Origin of the sequence: Bradyrhizobium sp. CCBAU 45384 (assembly GCF_028128665.1) — a bacterium.
In the GTDB taxonomy this organism is placed as follows: domain Bacteria; phylum Pseudomonadota; class Alphaproteobacteria; order Rhizobiales; family Xanthobacteraceae; genus Bradyrhizobium; species Bradyrhizobium manausense.
Genome location: NZ_LBIZ01000097.1, coordinates 1 through 19,340, shown reverse-complemented (window position 1 = coordinate 19,340; position 19,340 = coordinate 1). Strand labels below are relative to the sequence as shown.

Below are 19,340 nucleotides of genomic sequence, written 5' to 3'. Positions count from 1 at the left end.
GAGGCCAGGGTCCGGACGCAGAGCCGGATTGCCTTGCTGCCAAACCTCGAGCGGGTGAACGCGGCGGCCAAGCAGGCTGTGCGTGTTCCAGCCGATCGTGATCACCGATTCCAGGCCATCGTGATCACCCATTCCAGAGCATCGTGATCATCGTTTCCAGCCGATCGTGATCGCTATTTCCAGCGATCATGATCGGGGGCAACGGGGAGGCGCGCACCGCTGACAGTCTGCAACCCGGCTACCTTGGTCTTTTGCCCAACCGCAGAGGATCGAGATGCCGACAGAGAGACTGTCCATGCGCCACATTCGTGAAGTTCTACGCCTGCACTACAGCGTCGGCATGTCGCAACGCGCCGTTGCCCGCAGCCTCGGCTTGGCCCAAGGCACGGTCAGCAAGTACCTCAACCGCGCCCGCCGCGCCGGCCTGACCTGGCCGTTGCGGCCAGAGCTGGATGACGATGTCCGGCTCGAGAACCGCCTGTATCCGCCACCCTCTGATCGGCCCAGCGACGAACGTCCGCAGCCGGATTGGGCGCTCGTGCATCGCGAGCTGCGGCGCCCGAACGTCACGCTGATGCTGTTGTGGGAGGAGTATTGCGACGCAAGCTCCGACAGCTTCAGCTACTCATGGTTCTGCGAACGCTACAAGGAATGGGCCGGCCGCCTCAAGCCGACCCTGCGCCAGGTTCATGTCGCCGGCGAGAAGCTGTTCGTCGACTATTCCGGCCACACGATGGAGGTGGTTGACGGGCTCACGGGTGAGGTGCGCAGCACGCAGATCTTCGTCGCCGTGCTCGGCGCCTCGAACTACACCTACGCCGAGGCCAGCCTCAGCCAGAGCCTGCCGGACTGGATCGCCTCGCACGTTCGGGCCTTTGCCTTTTTCGGCGGCGTGGCCCGGCAGACGGTGAGCGACAATCTGAAGGCCGGTATCACCCGGGCTTGCTTCCACGAGCCGATGGTCAACCGGACCTATGCCGATCTCGCCCGCCATTACCGCACCGCCATCGTTCCAGCGCGGCCGTATCGGCCGCGCGACAAAGCCAAGGTCGAAGTCGGGGTCCAAATCGTCGGGCGATGGATTCTGGCGCGCTTGCGCAACCGCCGCTTCTTCTCGCTCGCCGCCCTCAACGAGGCGATCTACGCGCTCCTTGTCGAGTTGAACGATCGACCTCTCCGGAGCTGGGGGCGAAGTCGGCGCGAACTGTTTCAGGAGCTCGATCATCCGGCGCTCACCCCCTTGCCGGATGAACCGTACGAGTATGCCGAGTGGAAGCGCTGCCGGGTCAACCTCGATTATCACGTCGAGATCGCCAAGCATTACTACAGCGTCCCTCACAACCTCGTTCATCAGGAGGTTGAGGCCCGCATCACCCAAAAGACCGTCGAGATATTTCTCCGCGGCAAGCGGGTGGCGTCGCATCTGCGCAGCACCTTGCCACATCGCCCGACCACGATTCCCGAGCATATGCCGAGCTCACATCGCCGCTATCGCGACTGGACCCTTGAGCGCATTCGTTCGGAAGCCGCCAAGGTCGGTCCCGATGCCCAGACGCTGATCGACGTCATCCTGCGATCGCGGCCACATCCGGAACAGGGCTTCCGCTCGGCCATCGGCATTCTCGGGCTGGTCAAGCGCTATGGCCAGGAGCGCGTCGACGCCGCCTGCGCCCGTGCCCTTCTGCTCAACGCCCGTTCCTACAAATCGGTCGCCGCCATCCTCAAGAACGGCACCGACAGAACCGCTCCTCCCACCGAGGAGGCGCCCATCCTCTTCCACGCCAACATCCGTGGCCGCAGCTACTACAACTGATCAGGAGATCATCGTGCTCATTCACCCCACTGTCGATCGCTTGCGCGCCCTCGGCCTCGCCGCCATGGCCGATACCCTCGTCGAACTGCAGAACAATCCCGAGGCGGCCGAGATGCCGCACCCCGATTGGCTCGGCCTCCTCGTCGATCGCGAGGTCACCGCCCGCGACAACCGCCGCCTCATGCGGCGCTTGACCAGTGCCAAGCTCCGTCAAACTGCCGCTATCGAGAACGTCGACTATCGCACCGCCCGCGGCCTCGACCGTTCGCTCTTCCAGACCCTCGCTACCTGCCAATGGATCCGTGATGCCAACCACCTGGTCATTGTGGGACCAACCGGCACCGGCAAGTCCTGGCTTGCCTGCGCGCTCGGCAACAAAGCCTGCCGCGACGGCTTCTCCGTCCTCTACAAGCGGGCATCCCGCCTGTTCGCCGATCTCGCCCAGGCGCGTGGCGAAGGCCGTCTGGCGCGACTGATCGCCGCGCTTGAGCGTGTCAATCTCCTCATCCTCGACGACTGGGGACCTGAACCGCTCACCGCCGACCAGCGTCGCGATCTGCTGGAGATCGTCGATGACCGCTACGACAAGGGATCCTTATTGATCACAAGTCAGGTCCCCGTGTCGCAATGGCATGACGTCATTGCCGATCCCACCCTCGGCGATGCGATATTGGATCGCATCATTCACAATGCCCACCGCCTCGAGCTCAAAGGCGACAGCCTGCGCCGGCAGGCCAGCGAAAGGAAAAAGACGTGACTACCTCACGCGCGATCGTCCCGCCGGCCCACAGGCCCCTCCCGCGCGCGTCGCTCCGTCGCTCGTGGGGCACTCCGCGCCGCGCACGGGGCCCTCCCATGGACCGCCGAGACGATCTCCAAGCCAGCCCACCAGCCTTGACGAGGAGACCATTTCCAGCACACTTTAAAATCGTCAGTCGTGTTCGTCTCCACTGATCACGATCATCTGGAATCCGTGATCACCATCGCCTGGAACACCTGATCACCATCCCTGGAATGCGCAGGCTGCCCAAACCCGGTTCACGGCCCTGCTGCACCATGTCGACGAAGCCGCTCTTCTTCGGGCGTTTCGACGACAAAAGCGGCAGGCCAGCGCGGGGGTCGATGGGGTGACAGTGGCGAAGTACGAAGAGGGGCTCACGGATAACATCCGCGACCTCTGCGGACGGGTTCACACTGGTCGTTATCGGCCACAGCCGGTGCGGCGAGTCTACATCCCCAAAGCCGATGGCGGTAAGCGGCCTCTCGGTGTGCCGGCGCTAGAGGACAAGATTGTCCAAAGCGCGGTGGCCGAGGTGCTGAGCGCCGTCTACGAGGCCGACTTCCTCGGGTTCTCCTACGGCTTCCGGCCGGGGCGGAATCCTCATATGGCGCTTGATGCCCTGCATACGGCGATCATGAGTCCGCATGTGAACTGGGTGCTCGATGCCGACATACGCAGCTTCTTCGACTCGGTTGACCACGAGTGGTTGTTGCGGATGGTGGCGCACAGGATCGCCGATCCTCGCATCTTGCAGCTCATCGGGCTGTGGTTGCGGGCTGGTGTTCTTGAGAGCGGCGAGAAGCAAGAGACAGACAGGGGCACGCCGCAAGGGGCGGGCATCAGCCCGCTCCTTGCCAACATCTTCCTGCACTACATCCTCGATCTCTGGACCCAGAAATGGCGTCGTCGCCGTGCACGCGGTCGCATCGTGATCGTGCGTCGACTTCGTCATGGGCTTCGAGAGCAAGGCAGATGCACGGGAAATGCTCTTGGCCCTCAAGGCGCGGCTGGCCAGCTTCGGCCTGATGCTCCATGAGGACAAGACGCGGCTGATCGAGTTTGGCCGGTTCGCGGCCCTCTCGCGTCAGCGGCGCGGCGAGCGGCGGCCAGAGACCTTCGCCTTCCTCGGCTTCACCCACTACTGTGGGCGGACCCGGGATGGCCGGTTCATCGTGAAGCACAAGACGGAAGGGAAACGCCTGACGCGCAAGCTGACGGCGTTGCGCCAGGAGGCCTGGCGGTTCATGCACGCGCCACTGGCCACGCAGCACCAGCGGTTCGCCGCCGTGTTGCGCGGGCACTACGGCTACTATGGCAGGCCGCACAACTATCCAGCGCTCAACGGCTTCTACCGGGAAGTGCGTCGGACCTGGCTGCGCTGTCTGAGACGGCGTAGCCAGAAAAGTCGGCGCATGGCCTGGCCGGAGTTCGAGACCCTGACGGCACGCTTCCGCCTGCCTACTCCACGTATCACTCGCACTTGGGCGCAGGCGCGGATATGACGCGGGTTACCCTCGGGAAGAGCCGGGTGCGGGAAAGCCGCCCGCCCGGATCTGTGAGGGCAAAGCCGAATGGCCGAGCTACTCGACCACGACCGCGCATCGCCAGCGACTGAAGTTCGGCACGCTCATCATCGCTCAATATCAGGGGCGCAAGTCGCTGGACCGCAATCACATCCTCCGTCGCTGTTCCAGCCCCCATTTCTGGCACGGCGACGCGAATCTATTGCACAATCGACGATTGCAAACTTATGACTCGGAACACTGGCTCTAACCCCGCTCGGAATCGGAATCATCATCGTCGCAAGAGCTCAAGGACTGCTGCAGAGCCTCAACGTCTACGTCACGGTCAACCCGAACGCGACACCCGCCCGCAAGTTCGATCTCGATGGTTCCGACCCTTGCGCGCGCTGCGCAGGGCGGAAGACGTCGGTTGCGGTGCGCTGATCGAGACCGGTGCTGCCGCTGGCGTGATCTCAACCGCAACGAGCGCCTGCCATCCCCGCAAGAGCGCCATATCGGTTCTGGTCCAGGTCTCGTCGATGAAGACCAACCGCTCAGCTTCGACGCAACCTTGATACTTTGTCCACTGGGCTCGCCGCCGCACCACCTCGGCTCGATCGCGTTCGCCAGCCGCCACGCTTTATTTGCTGAGCTTCTCGGCATGAACGAAGTCCCACACCGAGTGGTAGTCGACCTTCAGGCCGCGTCCGGCAACGAGTCCTGCTCCGTCGCGACAGCCAGACCGCGTGCTCTCCCGAAACCGGCCTCGGTTTATGACCGCCCATCTGGCCTGGCTCAACGCTGCCGGTCTCCTCGACCCGCTGCACCAGCCAATGGCTGTGCTGATCGCGACCCCAAACTGCTTGGCGGCCTCATTGCGGGACATCCCGCCCTCAATGGCGGCCCCGACACTGCGGAGATCCAGAGAATAAGGCTCGCCCATCCCATGCTGACCTCCAATCCAGCCAGCATGGTGAATCAGAAATAAGCTCATTTGGGAACCCCAAACCGATTCAACCTAACCCCATCCCGCATTAGCTCTCCGATGGAGCCTTCCACGCAGATTTCCTGTCATCGAAGCCTCAAAAAGCAGTTTTTGATCAGAACGCGTCGGCTACTATAAATTGTATCGAGGGACACGTGTTATCGACGTGCTAGGCGCGGTAATTCACGAGCACGTCCACGTCGCTCTCGATTAGGATGACGTATGGGCCGACGTCAGCGGTTCAGAGCTTCTGCGTGGTCTGGGCCGGCGTTGAACTAGGTCCCTCTTGCGTATGTCATGAGGCTGTGACGATCGCCTATATCCCACACGGCGTCGAGCGAAGCTCGGCGTGGATCGGGAGTGAATCTGAACGTCAAAAGGGGGCGAATATGGCGATTAGAAAGCCGCCAATGTTACGGATCATCCAACTAGACTGCGGGCAAACGACGGAGGACTCTTCGGCGAAAATAGTGGAACGGGGTGCCGTGACGCCGTTCTGGATAATAGTCTCCCTCATTCTAGCAACTACTGCTTCAGAATGCGATTGCCCACGGCGCCACCCCCTCGGCTAACAAAGTCCCGACTCTTGAAGCCGCAAATGGAATCGTTGACGCGGCCAACCGATTAGATGGCCGGGTTCAGCTGATCATTGGAAATTGCGGCTATATGTGGGCGTCCCGAGAATATTTCTACGGAAGAACGTCGACTGCGAGCATTACTAGCGCCGTGGAGTTTGTAAGTCTCGCCCTGAAGATGACTAGCCGGTCGGTCGGTATTATCACATGGGAGGCGGCTTCGCTCATACCACTCATGCAAGACGTTCCCGGTTCGGAGAGGTTGAGCTACGTGAGTGTGAGCGACCTGCCGGAATGGACCAAATCGTGGACGTGCTGGTCGGCGTATGCGAGGCGCCAGACGGCTGGACCAGCGCATGGCAAACCACCTTGCTCATCGCCTGACAGCTGCGTTTCGTGCAGATGGCACATTCAATGACGTCGGCATTCTGGTTATCGAATTTCGTGCCAGACTTCCGTCAGACCATTCGTACTATCACGCCTCTGCCAATCCTCGACCTCATTCAATTCGCCAAAACTGTCCTCGAGTAGACTGACTGAGGCACTCCCGATACGGGCAGTATGAACGACATTCATTCCACTGCAGTCTCCGGGGGGGTCCAATGGGGGGTCTACGATCGCAAGATCGCACAAACAGAACGGCTTCTCAGCACCGACAAAGATAATTGTGGGATGACTCACACCAAGAGCATGCAAGGAGACTATGATGACGACTACCCGGCGCGAATTCGTAGTAACTGCAGCCGCCCTTGCAGCCACGGGCGGCACCGCGCCGCAAGGCGGCGGTCGCAAAATTATCAAGGCTGTTGGAGATGTCCCCGGTTACGACCCGGTCGCGAACTCCGCAGACCCCGTCCAGCAGCACGGCTCCATGATCTACGACACCCTTTTCGGCATAGACGCACAGCAGAATCCGCAGCCGCAAATGGTCGGCAAGTACGGTCTGTCGAACGACAAGCTTACCTGGACGTTTGAACTACGCGATGGGCTCAGATTCCATGATGGCACTGAAGTTACAAGCGCCGATGTCATTCCTTCAATCCGCCGATGGGCCTCCCGCGATGGCTTCGGTCAATCCATGATGAACTATGTGAAGGATATCGCGGCAAAAGACAGCAAGACTTTCACCATCCTGCTCAAGGAGCCATACGGGCTCGTCCCGTTCTCGCTTGCCAAAACGGCCGGGTTGCTCTGCTACGTGATGCGCAAGAAGGAGGCGGAGACAGACCCGAACCAAAAGATCGATACTGTCATAGGCTCCGGGCCATTCAAATTCAATCAGGGCGAGACGAAGCCCGGCACGCAGTACGTTTATGATAAGAACACCCACTACGTGCCGCGGAAGGAGCCGGCGGATGGTTTTTCCGGAGGCAAGGTTGTTAAGGTCGATCGCGTCATTTACATCAACATCCCGGATCAGCAGACCGCCTTGGCTGCCCTGCAAGCGGGCGAGATCGACTACTACGGTGATCCTCCAGCCGACACCCTGAACGAGCTTGCTCAGGACAAGAACCTAAAGCTTCAAGTAATTAATCCTCTCGGCTCAATTGGCGCCATCCGCCTCAACTGCATGCAACCGCCTTTCAATACTGAGAAGTGTCGCCAGGCGATCCTGTACATCGTCAATCAGATCGATTATCTCAAGGCCAACTTTCCTGATCCGAAGTTCTACAGGACCTGCGCATCCTATTTTGCTTGTGGCGGTCCGATGGAGAACGATGCCAATACCTCTTGGTTCAAGACTGCGCCTGACTATTCGAAGGCGAAACAGCTCTTGAAGGAAGGTGGCTACGACGGACGTCCCGTGGTGGTGCTCCAGCCGACGAATTGGTCCTTGGGAAAGAATTCTGCAGAAATCCTCGCCGCGGAGATGCGCCAGGCAGGCATCAACGTGCAGATGGAGCCGCTCGAATTCGGCGCGGTAATGACGCGCCGGGCCAGCAAGGCGCCGCCTAATGAAGGTGGCTGGAACATCTTCATCACCACCGGCAATGTTGGGCTCGTCGGCATTCCGCTTCACCTATTTCATCAAGCCAATGGCGAAAAAGCTTGGTTCGGCTGGCCGAGCGACCCGAAGCTCGAAGATCTGCGCCTAAAATGGGCGGTGGCAGATACGCTCGAAGAGCGCAAAGAGCTCGCTCGCCAAATACAGGAGGATGGCTGGAAGTACGTGCCTCATGTATGGTTTGGACAGTGGACTTCTCCGTCGCTGATGCGGGCGAACATCAAAGGAATGCTGACGCTGCCGGGAATCATCGTTCCGTGGTGGAACGTCGAAAAAACATGAAGAACGGGCTGGTGGTAACGCTCGCATTGAAACCAAAGAGGAGTTGGGGGGCGCCTTGTGGCAAATTCTACGCAATTGAGAGCGGGCGCATACGACTAGCCTCGAGTGGCCACTCTCTCCCGCGGCTCGAGACCCAGATAGAAGCGATCTTTGACGTGGATACGACGGCGAACAACTTGGCCGACCGCTGTTCTGGATGACATCAAGGGGCTGGTGATTCACTGGACACCTCCCTTGCCGAGCAGGTGCCCTAGCAAGGCAAAATGAGATGCCGACGCACATGCACGCGCAAGTCGTTCCCCAATGAGGTATGGGCCTGAAGCAGCCTGAGATCGACAACCCTAAGAGAGCGGATCCTTGTAGATCACCACAATGTATTGAGGGTCTCGGGCTAAAGGACTCTTTCTGTCATAGTGGCATGTGGGGGTTAAGTGAGCAAAGGGTCCAGAGGGCCGAGCAAGCTTTCTGCATGGAAAGGATTCCCGGTTAGTTCCCAGAATTGGTCCCGGAAATCTGCACAGGGCATTAAGTTGAGTTTCGGCCAAGCGGCACGATGAGCCTGCGAATCAGGAGCGACAATGAGCAGAGGAGCACGCCGGAACCACGCGCCGGCCTTCAAGGTCAAGGTGGCGCTTGCCGCGATCAAGGGCGATAGAACGATTGCGCAGATTGCTGAGCAGTTTGACGTCCATCCCAATCGGGTGACCTCGTGGAAGGCGCAGCTTGAGAGCTCCGTGGCTGCTGCGCTCGGTCCGGGGAGCGGCAACGCAACGTCCCATCCGCCGGTCGATGTGAAGTCGCTGCACGCTAAGATCGGCGATCGGCGAGCTGACGCTGGAGAACGATTTTTTTCGAAGGCGCGCTCACCAAGGCGGCATTCCTGAGCGCAAAGCGATGATCGACCGTGAGCATGACCTGCCGATCGAGCGGCTGGCGGAAGCTCTGAACATCAGCCGCTGCAGCGTCTACTACGTGCCGCGGCCGGCACCGGATGCCGATCTCGCGATCATGCTGCGTCTCGACCGGCTGCACCTGGAGTTTCCCTTCGCCGGTTCGCGAATGCTGCGAGGCCTGCTGGCTACCGAGGGGGCAAGATCGGCGTCGGCCTGTGAAGACGCTCATGCGGCGGATGGGGATATAGGCGCTCTACCGCCGTCCGAGCACCACCAAGCCCGAATCCGGGCACAAGATCTACCGTACCTGCTGCGCGGGATCGAGATCACACGCCCGAACCAGGTCTAGGCGATGGACATCCCCGCGTGCGGCTTCGTCTACCTGGTCGTGGTGCTCGACTGTTTCAGTCGCCGCTTCCTGTCGTGCCGGCTCTCGATCACCATGGACGCGGTGTTCTGCGTGGAGACCCCGGAGGATGCGCTGATGCGTCACGGCAAACCGGACATCTTCAGCACCGATCAAGGCAGCCAGTTCACCGGGGCGACCTTCACCGGCACGCTTGCCGAGAACGGCATCACCATGAGCATGGATGGCAAGGGCGCCCGGCGCGTCAACGTGTTCGTCGAGCGGCTATGGCGCAGCGTCAAATACGAGGAGGTCTACTTGCGGGCCTATGACAGCGCCAGCGAAGCCCGTGCACCGATCGGCCGTTATCTCGACGTCTACGACAGCCGAAGACCGCATTCGAGCCTTGACGCGATCACCCCCGATCAAGCCTACTTCAACCCGCTGCCCGCCCGCTTGGTAGCCTAACCACGGCAGAGGCTCCACTTAGCGACGCGGAAAGTCTGTTCAGACAACCGGGACCTTCTCCCTTCTGGATCACTAACAAAATATGCTCCGACATGCGCGCGCGCTGAGGTGGCTCCCAATCGGGCTTTTTGCGCAGATTTACTGTTCGTGAAGCAATAAAAACGCAGTTTTTGATCGTCGCGCCTCAGCTACCTTCCGACAGTGAGCAAGGGATATCGCGCTATCAGTTGTTAGCAGCGCAATCTCGAGCGTAAGGGGGGGGCCAACTTGAAAAGTCGCGCCGCGCCGCCGAGCACGGACTGCCCGGATTACGACGTTGAATTTGCTTCTTGTGGGTCATTGATGTCGTTATCGGGCAGGTGCGGAAAAACAGAGTGGCACGAAACGAGTCGACGTTACTCATGCCAGCTAGGTCCAAACGTGGCTGGACAGCAGTGGCTGGTGCGAACGCACGCTAATTTGCAGCTCCCATGCTCCTAGAGCTCGGGCCTTGCAGGAATTCGAGAAGCCCCGAGGTTTGACTCGCCAGCAGCTCTGACCGTAGTTCAATCATGATTAGCTACATCATTCGTCGTTTACTCTCAATGCTGCCGGTGATGGCGATCGTCGCCGTCATCGTCTTCTCGCTGCTGCACCTGGCGCCAGGAGACCCGTCGGCCATTATGGTGGGCGACAACGCGACACCGGAAGCCATCGCGCAGGTCCGCGAGAAGCTGGGTCTGGATCAAGCGCTATGGAAGCAGTTTTTTATATGGGTGTTCAGTGTCGCTCATGGCGACCTGGGGCGCTCGATTTTCTGGGACGAATCGGTCACTAGCCTAATCGCGCAGCGCGCTGAACCAACCATATCGCTAGCTATCACGACTACTATTTTTGCTGTATCGGTGGCGCTCAGCGTGGGGATTGCAGCAGCGGCTAAGGCTGGCACAGCGTTCGACCGTTTGGTGATGACTTTTGCGGTGCTTGACTTTTCTGTGCCCTTATTTGTCGTGGGTTACCTGCTTATCTTCCTGTTTGCACTTGAACTGAAGTGGTTCCCGGTACAGGGCTACGCGCCGGTGGCGGAAGGCGTGGGGCCATGGCTGCGAAGTTTAGCGCTGCCGACGATTTCACTCGGTTTACCTTATGTGGCGCTAATTGCGCGGATCACGCGCGCCACCTTGCTCGAAGTCTTGGATGAAGACTACATGCGCACTGCTCGCGCCAAAGGCGTCGCGGGCCGTGCACTGCTCTTTAAGCACGCGCTGAAGAACGCGGCGATGCCGATCGTGACGGTAATCGGTATGGGGCTAGGCTTTCTCATTGGAGGGGCAGTCATCACTGAGACCGTATTCAATCTGCCCGGCATTGGTCGTCTGGTGGTGGACGCTATCACGCGGCGTGATTACCCCATCATTCAGGGGGTCACACTGATTTTTTCGGGCGTGTACATGCTGGTAAACTTGCTTGTGGACCTTTCTTATCCTCTGTTCGATCCAAGGATTCGCTACTAAATGGCCGCCGTCTATACGGAGATCACTACCGCGTTCTCGCAAAAATCTGGCACTTTGGCGACATTCGCGCGTCGCAATCCGACCGTCATGGTGGGTGGCACTCTGCTGATGTTGGTGTCGCTAATCGCTATCTTTGCTCCCGTGCTCTCCGGCGACCCGATGTCTATCGCACCGACCGAGCGGTTGACTGCACCATCAGCCGAGCATTGGTTCGGTACTGACGCGCTCGGGCGCGACGTATATGCGCGGACGCTCTATGGAGCACGCATTTCGTTAGTTGTGGGAGTGTGTGCAACGGCATTGTCGGTCGCCGTCGGATTGACGATTGGACTCATTACGGGGTACTACCGGCGTGCCGACAGCTACATCATGCGCGTCATGGACGGGATGATGGCTATTCCCTCCATCCTCCTGGCAATTGGAATGATCGCTGTTACCCAAGGCGGCATGGCTATCGTAGTGTTGGCTATCACGGTCCCAGAAGTCCCGCGAGTGGTGAGGTTGGTTCGCTCGGTAGTGTTGTCTACGCGCGAGCTGGCGTTCGTCGAGGCGGCTGTTGTCTCGGGAAGTCACGACCTTAAGATCATCCACCGTCACATTTTGCCCAGCACGATCGCGCCGTTGATCGTGCAGGGAACCCTCATCCTCGCCTCGGCCCTCCTGGCGGAATCGTCGCTGTCGTTCCTGGGCATCGGCGTGCCGCCGGAGATACCGACTTGGGGCAATATGATATCTGCGCACCGCCTCTATCTGGTGCGAGCGCCCTGGTCTGTCTTCTTTCCTGGCGCAGTCCTTACTGTGGTGGTGCTGGCCGTCAACTTGCTGGGCGATGGTTTGCGCGATCGGCTCGATCCGCGCCTCGCGCGGCGCATATGAGCAAGACCACAATGACAAGCAATGAACCTGTCCTGCAAGTGCAGGACTTGCGAACGCACTTCTTCACGCAAGATGGCATCACGCGCGCTGTCGACGGCATCAGCTTTGAAGTGAAAGCTGGTGACACGCTGGGCATCGTAGGTGAAAGCGGCTGCGGCAAGAGCGTCACGGCACTATCCATCATGCGGCTGCTGCAGCCGAAAGTCGCACGCACCGTGGGCGGTCGCATCCGCCTCGAGGGTCGTGATATCTTGCCACTTCCGGAGTATGAGATGCGCGCCATGCGCGGCAACAGTATGGCCATGATCTTCCAGGAGCCGATGACCTCGCTTAATCCGGTGCTCACAATCGGCGACCAGATTGCCGAAGCGGTGATGATTCACCAGAAGAAATGCCGCACCGACGCCCTCGCGCATGCCGCGGAGATGTTGCGACTGGTACGGATCCCAGACGCCGAGCGACGCCTGAAGGACTACCCGCACCAGCTCTCTGGCGGCATGCGTCAGCGCGCGATGATCGCCATGGCGCTTTCCTGCAATCCAAAGCTACTCATTGCCGATGAGCCGACCACGGCGCTAGATGTCACCATTCAGGCGCAGATCCTACGCCTCATCCTAGAAATGAAGGAACGCTTTGGCGCTGCGGTTATTCTGATCACACACGATTTAGGGGTGGTCGCCGAAACCTGCCAGCGTGTAATTGTGATGTACGCTGGTCGCAAGGTTGAGGAGGCCGAAGTGACGGAACTCTTTGAGCGGCCGCTGCATCCGTACACGCGCGGGCTGATTGCCTCAATGCCCAGACGGCTCGCAAACGTCGCGCGAGCGCGGCGGCTCACCGAAATTCCGGGGATCGTACCGACGCTCAGCCAACCCATCCAGGGCTGCGCCTTCGCACCGCGCTGCGCTTTGGCCACGGCGCGCTGCCGCGCCGAAGCGCCGCCTTTCGAGCTACAGCAGGAAGCGCATTCGGTAGCGTGCTGGGAAGCCGGCGTCGCCGAGCAAGTGAAGCAAGCTCAAGCGGAGGCGGCTCCATGAACATCCCCGTCCTGGAGGTCACCAATCTGCAGAAACACTACGCCGTGTACCGTGGATTGCTGCGCCGAGAAGTTGCTCGGGTGAAGGCTGTCGATGGCATAAGCTTCTGCGTCGCTCGGGGCGAGACGCTGTGCGTGGTTGGCGAAAGCGGCTGCGGCAAGTCCACAGTGGGCAAGCTCATCCTACGCCTGACGCCGCCCACGGCCGGCTCCATTCGTTTGAACGGCTTGGACGTGACGAGTCTCCCCGAAGACGAGCTCCGCCCGCACAGACAGCGCGTGCAGATGGTCTTCCAGGATCCGTACGCGTCTCTCAATCCGAAGCTCAGGGCCGGCAAGATTGTGGGCGAACCGATCGAAAACTTCCAGGGTATCGCCGCCGAAGAGCGCGAAGCACGCGTCACGGCCATACTGCGCAAGGTGGGCCTGCGCGCTGACGCGATGAAGCGCTTTCCGTTCGAGTTCTCTGGGGGACAGCGCCAGAGGCTGGCGATCGCGCGCGCACTTGCGGTCAACCCGAAGCTCATCGTCGCTGACGAACCCGTCTCTGCGCTCGATGTGTCGGTGCAGGCGCAGGTTCTCAATCTACTCATGGACCTCCAGGAAGAGCTGAATGTGGCGTATCTTTTCATCAGCCACGACTTAGGCGTGGTGGAACACATCGGACACCGCATCGCGGTGATGTACCTTGGGCGCATCGTGGAGATCGCGCCGAAGGAGCCGGTATTTGAGGAGCCGCTGCATCCGTACACGCAAGCGTTGATGAACGCTGCGCCGGTTGCGAACCCACGTCAGAAGCGCGAGCGACTGCTAATCGAAGGCGATGTACCCAGTCCGATGAATCCGCCTTCGGGTTGTCACTTCCACACGCGATGTCCGTTCGCCAGCCCGCGTTGTCGCAGCGAAGAGCCGAAGCTGCGCGAGGTTGTGCCCGGCCACTTCGTAGCTTGCCATCTGCGCGAGGATGGCTACCGGGGTGCCTTGCCGCGCTCCTCCCTCTCGTCGAACCGTAATCCCAAGGAGTCCTGATATGCTTGTGCCGGCCGCCTCGCAGCAGACAAGAGGCGCCGCCCAAACAGGGGCTGGAACATGTACGTCACGACGAGCAATACCGGATCCCGATAGCTTCGTAGCCACACAAACTGGAATTGGCAGTCACAACCGCCAGCTTTGCTGCACTTGGCAGTATGCGGAGTATCGTCGGAGCGAACAACAGACTGGACAACGCCACACGGACACTTACAGTCGCAGCGACAGCCTCCTGATGTCGAAAGAAGAACCTACAGTCTGACGAAATCGCCACAGCGGCTCGGTCAACTGAGCGTCGAACAGCTGCTATGAAAGCGGCATCAAGTGATGGGTCACCGGGCATCACTCTCTTAGCCCAAGCTCCTTCGACTGCTTGCATGACAATGGGACGGCCATAGATTGCAGGATCCTCCATGGAGCCTGAGCCGAGAGTGGGCCCCTTGGAGGCTTTCCGTTACGAGGATGAGTATCCCGAGGGCCCCGTGGAGTTGAGTCTCAAAACTCGTTGAGTGTCAATCCTTGGATCTTGTTCTGGATTAAAGCGGGAGGGAGCGCCAACAACAGCGCATGAAGGCTGATGTTCTGTAGCAATCACCATTTCAGTTTACAGAGAGATCCGCTCCCTTGCTGGACGAAAGCACCGGTGTGCTATTGCCATTTCTCGCAGCAAATGGTGAGAAGGGCTTCTTTGGGTGGCCATCTGATGCAAAGCACGAGCAGTCGCGCGCGAAGTGGCTGCAGACCGAGTCGCTGGAAGAGCGTAAGGAGCTTGCACGTGAGATACAGCAGAATATTTGGGAATTCGTTCCGATGGTTCAGTTTGGAATTTCGACTCAGCCGGCGTTGATGCGCGCGAACCTAACAGGAATGCTAGCCACACCGTATTTTTGGTGGAGCGTCTCCTGGAACGCTGACAAGACGTAAACGCTGGTTCCGTTCTTGGTCTGAGATGCGGCGTTACGATGACGTTTGCTCTACGGTGTTGCATTTAGAGCTGCATCTCATGATCGATGAAATCAGCCGGGCAATTTAGTGATTCCTCGAACCAAAGAAGCACCAGCCCAACGGCCGGCGCGATCGCCAGACGGCGCGCTTCCCTGCGGACCGCGACGCCGGGCTCGTAGCACCTGTCGGACCGCTGGCTCCCTGCGTCACTAATCTGGCGAAGCTCCCTCAATCTGATTGAGGCTCACGCGGCGCGTCGCCAGAAATGTTCCTCATGCTGAGTTGTTGCTTCACGTAAATTGCTCCCCAATGGCAAGAGAGCGCAGGAGCAACGATGAGGCGATTGAGTATGGCGGTGCGCAAGGAATTGAGTCTGTTTTGGCGCTACGCCACAGGGTGAACGAGCCGCGTCGAAAAGAGCGGCATTCTCGACGAGTTCGTCACGATTACTCCCCTGCATCGGAAGCACGCTTGCGGCTGCTGCGCTGCGACCCTGAGGGCCAGACAGGACGGTGGTCCGCCGAATGCTCGGCTAGCGTCGATTCGAGGGGCTAGAAGCGGCCGCTTTGCTGGCTCAGCTTTACCGTTCGGCTCGATCGTTCGTGAACGCTTTCCAGCCATCGTTCAATTGATACGAAAGGAACGCGACGTAGCGCGTGTCCACAAACGTACAGCGTCCCCAACGGGGATCCAACATCAGAGGCTAGTTGCCGACAGTTCTTGGTCGTGCTTGCGAGACGCGTGTAAAGATGGAGCGGAACCCCCGACCGACATGCCAATTGAGAAGCCGAAGCGAGAGCGGCGAGACCTGATCCGTGTGGTAAAGGCTAGGCCGCAGCTGCGCGAATTCTTCGATGCCGCCGCGTCGGACCAAGCAGCGAACTCCTGTCTAAGTTTCAGGCGGAAATCCCGAGGTCTACTGGCGCAAAGTACTTCGAACTCTTCATCTTGGTCTCAAATTGTGGCGCGGCGAGGAACCAGCGCAGTGGTGTGTGGCTCCAGGTGAAAACGCGGCGCAGAGCGACGTGATCGTCAAGTCATCGGACGCCGCTGCTGACGGTGTGAAGTAGACCGATGATCGATCGTTCTGTATCCCTCCGGCGGCGACCGCCTTGCATAGTTTGAGAGGTGGCCTGAGGATTTGACCTTAAGTCTAGCTTTAAGGTCACGTGGCGAATGCAGGTCAATGTGTTGGGCGCCGAGCGTCGGCGGCGATGGAGTTACGACGAGAAAGTCCGCCTCGTCGAGGAGACCTTGCAGGCCGGCGAGACGGTCTGCGGCGTCGCGCGCCGGCATGGGGTGGCTCATAGCTTGCTGTTCACCTGGCGTCGACAAGCGCGCCAGGGCCGCCTGGGCGGTGATGCGGTGCCAGCTCTGGTTCCTGTCGAGATCACACCTGCGCCGGCACCGGCATCGATCAGCACATCGCCATTAGCGACTTCGCCTCCTGCGCAACGCGCAAGGGCCGGAATCATCGAGATCGAGCTTAGCGGCGGCTGTCGTGTTCGCGTTGACCGCGACGTCGACGGTGAGGCGCTGCAGCGGGTTCTTGAGCTCCTGCGGCGGCGATGGTCCCGATCCCGAGCGGCGTCAGGGTCTGGATCGCCACCGGCCACACCGACATGCGCCGCGGAATGCAAAGCCTGGCGCTTGCGGTCCAGGAGAGCTTGAAGCGCGATCCTCATGCTGGCGATCTCTACATCTTCCGGGGTCGCCGCGGCGATTTGGTCAAGATCCTCTGGCATGACGGGCTTGGCATGTCGCTCTACGCCAAGCGCCTGGATCGCGGCAAGTTCATCTGGCCGTCGGCGTCCGACGGCGCGGTATCAATCTCGGCGGCGCAGATGGCCTACATGCTGGAAGGGATCGACTGGCGGAATCCGCAATTGAGCTGGCGGCCGCAAAGCGCAGGCTAAGCGCAGAATCTGTAGCTTCTTGCATTTTGGGGAGTCCCATCGCGTTCAATCTGTGATTCACTGCGTCTCATGGATGCCGACCGCGACGCTGCTCCGGATGACGTTGCCGCCCTGAAGAAGGCGCTGGCAGTCGAGCGCGCGAAGGGTCTGAAGATCGCGGCTGAACTCGCGGTCGCTCGCGCGAAAGCGTCAGAAGATGAGGCGCTGATTGCCCAGCAGAAGCTGCAGATCGCCAAGCTGAAGCATCAGATCTACGGCCAACGGTCAGAGCGTTCGGCGCGGCTGATCGAGCAGTTGGCATTGGCACTCGAAGAGCTGGAAGCCGACGCCACCGAGGACGAGTTGGTGGCGGAACGGGCCGTGGCCAAGACGACGACGGTGCAGGGATTTACCCGCAAGCGCGCCGAGCGCCAGACCTTCCCCGAGCACCTTCCCCGGGAGCGGGTGGTGATTGATCCGCCGGCAGCTTGTGAATGCTGCGGCAGCAATCGCCTGCGCAAGCTCGGCGAGGACGTGACGCGGACGCTGGAAGTGGCGCCGCGCCAGTGGAAGGTGATCGAGACGGTCCGGGAGAAGTTCTCCTGTCGCGACTGCGAGAAGATCAGCCAGGCGCCGGCACCGTTCCATGCCGTCCCCCGGGGATGGGCTGGCCCGAGCCTTCTGGCCATGATCATGTTCGAGAAGTTCGGTCAGCATCAGCCATTGAACCGCCAGGCTGAGCGGTACGTGCTGGAAGGCGTGCCGATCGCCCTGTCGACCATGGCCGATGCCGTTGGTGCGGTCTGTGCCTCGCTGGATCCCCTGCTGCGCCTGCTGGAAGCCTATGTCATGCGGGCCGAGCGCCTTCATGCCGATGATACGACCGTGCCGGTGCTGGCCAAGGGCAAAACCGATACGGGACGATGCTGGATCTACGTCCGGGACGACCGGCCGTTTGGGGGCACGGATCCGCCGGCGGCGATGTTCTATTACTCACGAGACCGCAAAGGCGAGCATCCCCAAGGGCATCTGGCGGGCTATGCTGGCATCCTGCAGGCCGACGCCTATGACGGGTACAACCAGCTCTATCTGGCGGGACGCCAGCCAGGCCCAATCCGGGAGGCTGCCTGCTGGTCGCATGGACGGCGCCCGTTCTTTGCTATGGCCGACATCGAAGAGAATGCCCGGCGCAAGGCCACCGGCAAGAAGGAAATCCCGCTCTCTCCGATCGCGATCGAGGTCGTGCGGAGGATCGATGCACTGTTCGAGATCGAGCGCTCCATCAACGGCAAGAGTGCCGACGAGCGCCTTCAGGTGCGGCAGATGCTAAGCCAGCCCCTGGTCGAGGACCTCCAGGTCTATATGCGGGAGCAGCTTGCCAAGCTGTCTCGGGGGCACGACCTGGCCAAGGCGTTCAACTATATCCTGAAGCGATGGTCGAGCTTTACGCTGTTCCTTCAGGATGGCCGCGTGTGCCTCTCCAACAATGCCGCCGAACGGGGCTTGCGAGGCATCGCTCTTGGACGGAAGTCCTGGCTGTTCTGCGGCTCCGATCGCGGCGGACGGCGTGCGGCGGCCATGTACAGCCTGATCGTCACGGCCCTATGCCGAGCGCGGCATAGGCAGGTTTATGCCGCCCGCCGAACTATGCCGAACGGATTTGGTATGGCACGCCGTTGTCACACTGGCGCCGTCGATCGCGTGCAGGGCAGCCCCATTCCATTCGGCATAGTCTGGTCATTCAGAGCGTCTCGAGGAAGGCGAGTAGGCGGTCGTTCGGCTGGAAGCGGGTTCGCTTGCCGCGCTCGTACGGCTTGAGCTTCGCCAGGGCAGCTTCCTTGAGGGCGAGGTGGGCGTGCAGGTACGTCTGCGTCGTCTCGACCGATTCATGACCGAGCCACAGCGCGATCACGGAGCAGTCGACGCCGGCTTGCAGCAGTTCCATCGCAGCGCTGTGCCTCAGCACGTGCGGCGACACGCTCTTGGCCTTCAAAGACGGGCAACTTTTGTGAGCGACACGAACATGCTTTCCCAGCAGGGACTGGACGCTGTCGGCACTGAGCCGACCCCCGTGCACGTTCGGGAACAACGCTGTTGCTCCTTTCCGCAACGGTTCCTTGAGCCATGCCTGGAGCGCACACCGAGCGAGTGTGGTCAGCGGAGTGGTCCGCTCCTTCCGCCCTTTGCCGACGCATCGTACGTGTGCACCAGACCCGAGGTGGACGGCATCCCGGTCAAGGCCAGTCAGCTCTGAGAGGCGCAAGCCCGTCTGGGCCGCGACCAGCAGCAAGGTGTGATCGCGGCGACCAAGCCACGTCGTTCGATCGGGCGCGGCGAGAACGGCCTCGATCTCAGGGCGCGTCAGGAAGTGCACCTGTCGCTTGTCATGGCGCTTGCTCGGTATGGCAAGCACGCG

The 19,340-nt window shown here is 60.5% G+C and carries 13 protein-coding genes and 3 pseudogenes; 14 read left to right on the top strand and 2 right to left on the bottom strand.

Features of this window, described 5'->3' with window-relative positions; genetic code table 11:
- Positions 1-274 precede the first annotated feature (274 nt).
- From istA to XH80_RS10020, 4 genes are all read left to right on the top strand, one after another.
- Entirely contained in the window at positions 275-1,813 is a 1,539-nt protein-coding gene (istA, locus tag XH80_RS10035; protein ID WP_271598457.1) for an IS21 family transposase, read from the top strand.
- A gap of 13 nt (positions 1,814-1,826) precedes the next feature.
- Positions 1,827-2,570, top strand: a complete 744-nt coding sequence (gene istB / locus XH80_RS10030; protein WP_271598456.1) for an IS21-like element helper ATPase IstB — start codon at positions 1,827-1,829, stop codon at positions 2,568-2,570.
- A gap of 376 nt (positions 2,571-2,946) precedes the next feature.
- A complete protein-coding gene (locus XH80_RS10025) occupies positions 2,947-3,630 on the top strand; it encodes a reverse transcriptase domain-containing protein (RefSeq protein ID WP_271598455.1) in 684 nt (227 codons plus the stop codon).
- On the top strand, positions 3,584-4,096 hold the full coding sequence (locus tag XH80_RS10020) for a maturase (RefSeq protein WP_271598454.1): 513 nt from the start codon (positions 3,584-3,586) through the stop codon (positions 4,094-4,096). Before XH80_RS10025 ends, XH80_RS10020 begins: the two co-directional genes overlap by 47 nt.
- A gap of 493 nt (positions 4,097-4,589) precedes the next feature.
- Here the strand turns inward: XH80_RS10020 and XH80_RS10015 are convergent.
- Positions 4,590-5,039 (bottom strand): annotated as a pseudogene (locus tag XH80_RS10015) (IS630 family transposase); the annotation flags it as partial.
- Positions 5,040-6,362: 1,323 nt separating this feature from the next.
- Between XH80_RS10015 and XH80_RS10010 the strand changes: the two are divergent.
- The 10 genes and pseudogenes from XH80_RS10010 to tnpC all read left to right on the top strand — a co-directional run.
- Positions 6,363-7,943 carry an ABC transporter substrate-binding protein gene (locus XH80_RS10010; RefSeq protein WP_271598453.1) on the top strand — a complete coding sequence of 527 codons (1,581 nt, stop codon included), beginning with the start codon at positions 6,363-6,365 and terminating at the stop codon, positions 7,941-7,943.
- 578 nt (positions 7,944-8,521) lie between these two features.
- A pseudogene (locus tag XH80_RS10005) lies at positions 8,522-9,650 on the top strand (IS3 family transposase).
- A 551-nt stretch (positions 9,651-10,201) separates the two neighbouring features.
- The gene (locus XH80_RS10000; protein WP_271598452.1) at positions 10,202-11,143 is read left to right on the top strand and encodes an ABC transporter permease; all 942 of its coding nucleotides are present in this window, start codon (positions 10,202-10,204) and stop codon (positions 11,141-11,143) included.
- Positions 11,144-12,019, top strand: coding sequence for an ABC transporter permease (locus XH80_RS09995; RefSeq protein ID WP_271598451.1), 876 nt, complete (start codon positions 11,144-11,146; stop codon positions 12,017-12,019).
- Entirely contained in the window at positions 12,016-13,056 is a 1,041-nt protein-coding gene (locus XH80_RS09990; protein WP_271598450.1) for an ABC transporter ATP-binding protein, read from the top strand. Before XH80_RS09995 ends, XH80_RS09990 begins: the two co-directional genes overlap by 4 nt.
- The gene (locus XH80_RS09985) at positions 13,053-14,084 is read left to right on the top strand and encodes an ABC transporter ATP-binding protein (protein WP_271598449.1); all 1,032 of its coding nucleotides are present in this window, start codon (positions 13,053-13,055) and stop codon (positions 14,082-14,084) included. Before XH80_RS09990 ends, XH80_RS09985 begins: the two co-directional genes overlap by 4 nt.
- Positions 14,085-14,708: 624 nt before the next feature.
- Positions 14,709-15,008 carry a hypothetical protein gene (locus XH80_RS09980; RefSeq protein WP_271598448.1) on the top strand — a complete coding sequence of 100 codons (300 nt, stop codon included), beginning with the start codon at positions 14,709-14,711 and terminating at the stop codon, positions 15,006-15,008.
- A gap of 1,197 nt (positions 15,009-16,205) precedes the next feature.
- Complete coding sequence (tnpA, locus tag XH80_RS43945) at positions 16,206-16,700, top strand: IS66-like element accessory protein TnpA (RefSeq protein ID WP_442869133.1); 495 nt, start codon at positions 16,206-16,208, stop codon at positions 16,698-16,700.
- The gene (gene tnpB / locus XH80_RS09965) at positions 16,598-16,945 is read left to right on the top strand and encodes an IS66 family insertion sequence element accessory protein TnpB (protein WP_271598447.1); all 348 of its coding nucleotides are present in this window, start codon (positions 16,598-16,600) and stop codon (positions 16,943-16,945) included. The genes tnpA and tnpB overlap by 103 nt, the downstream gene beginning before the upstream one ends.
- A gap of 69 nt (positions 16,946-17,014) precedes the next feature.
- Positions 17,015-18,562: pseudogene (gene tnpC, locus XH80_RS09960) on the top strand (IS66 family transposase); the annotation flags it as partial.
- Positions 18,563-18,665: 103 nt separating this feature from the next.
- On the opposite strand, the gene XH80_RS09955 reads toward tnpC, so the two are convergent.
- The coding region (locus XH80_RS09955; protein WP_271598445.1) for a tyrosine-type recombinase/integrase at positions 18,666-19,340 on the bottom strand (675 nt) is incomplete at its 5' end.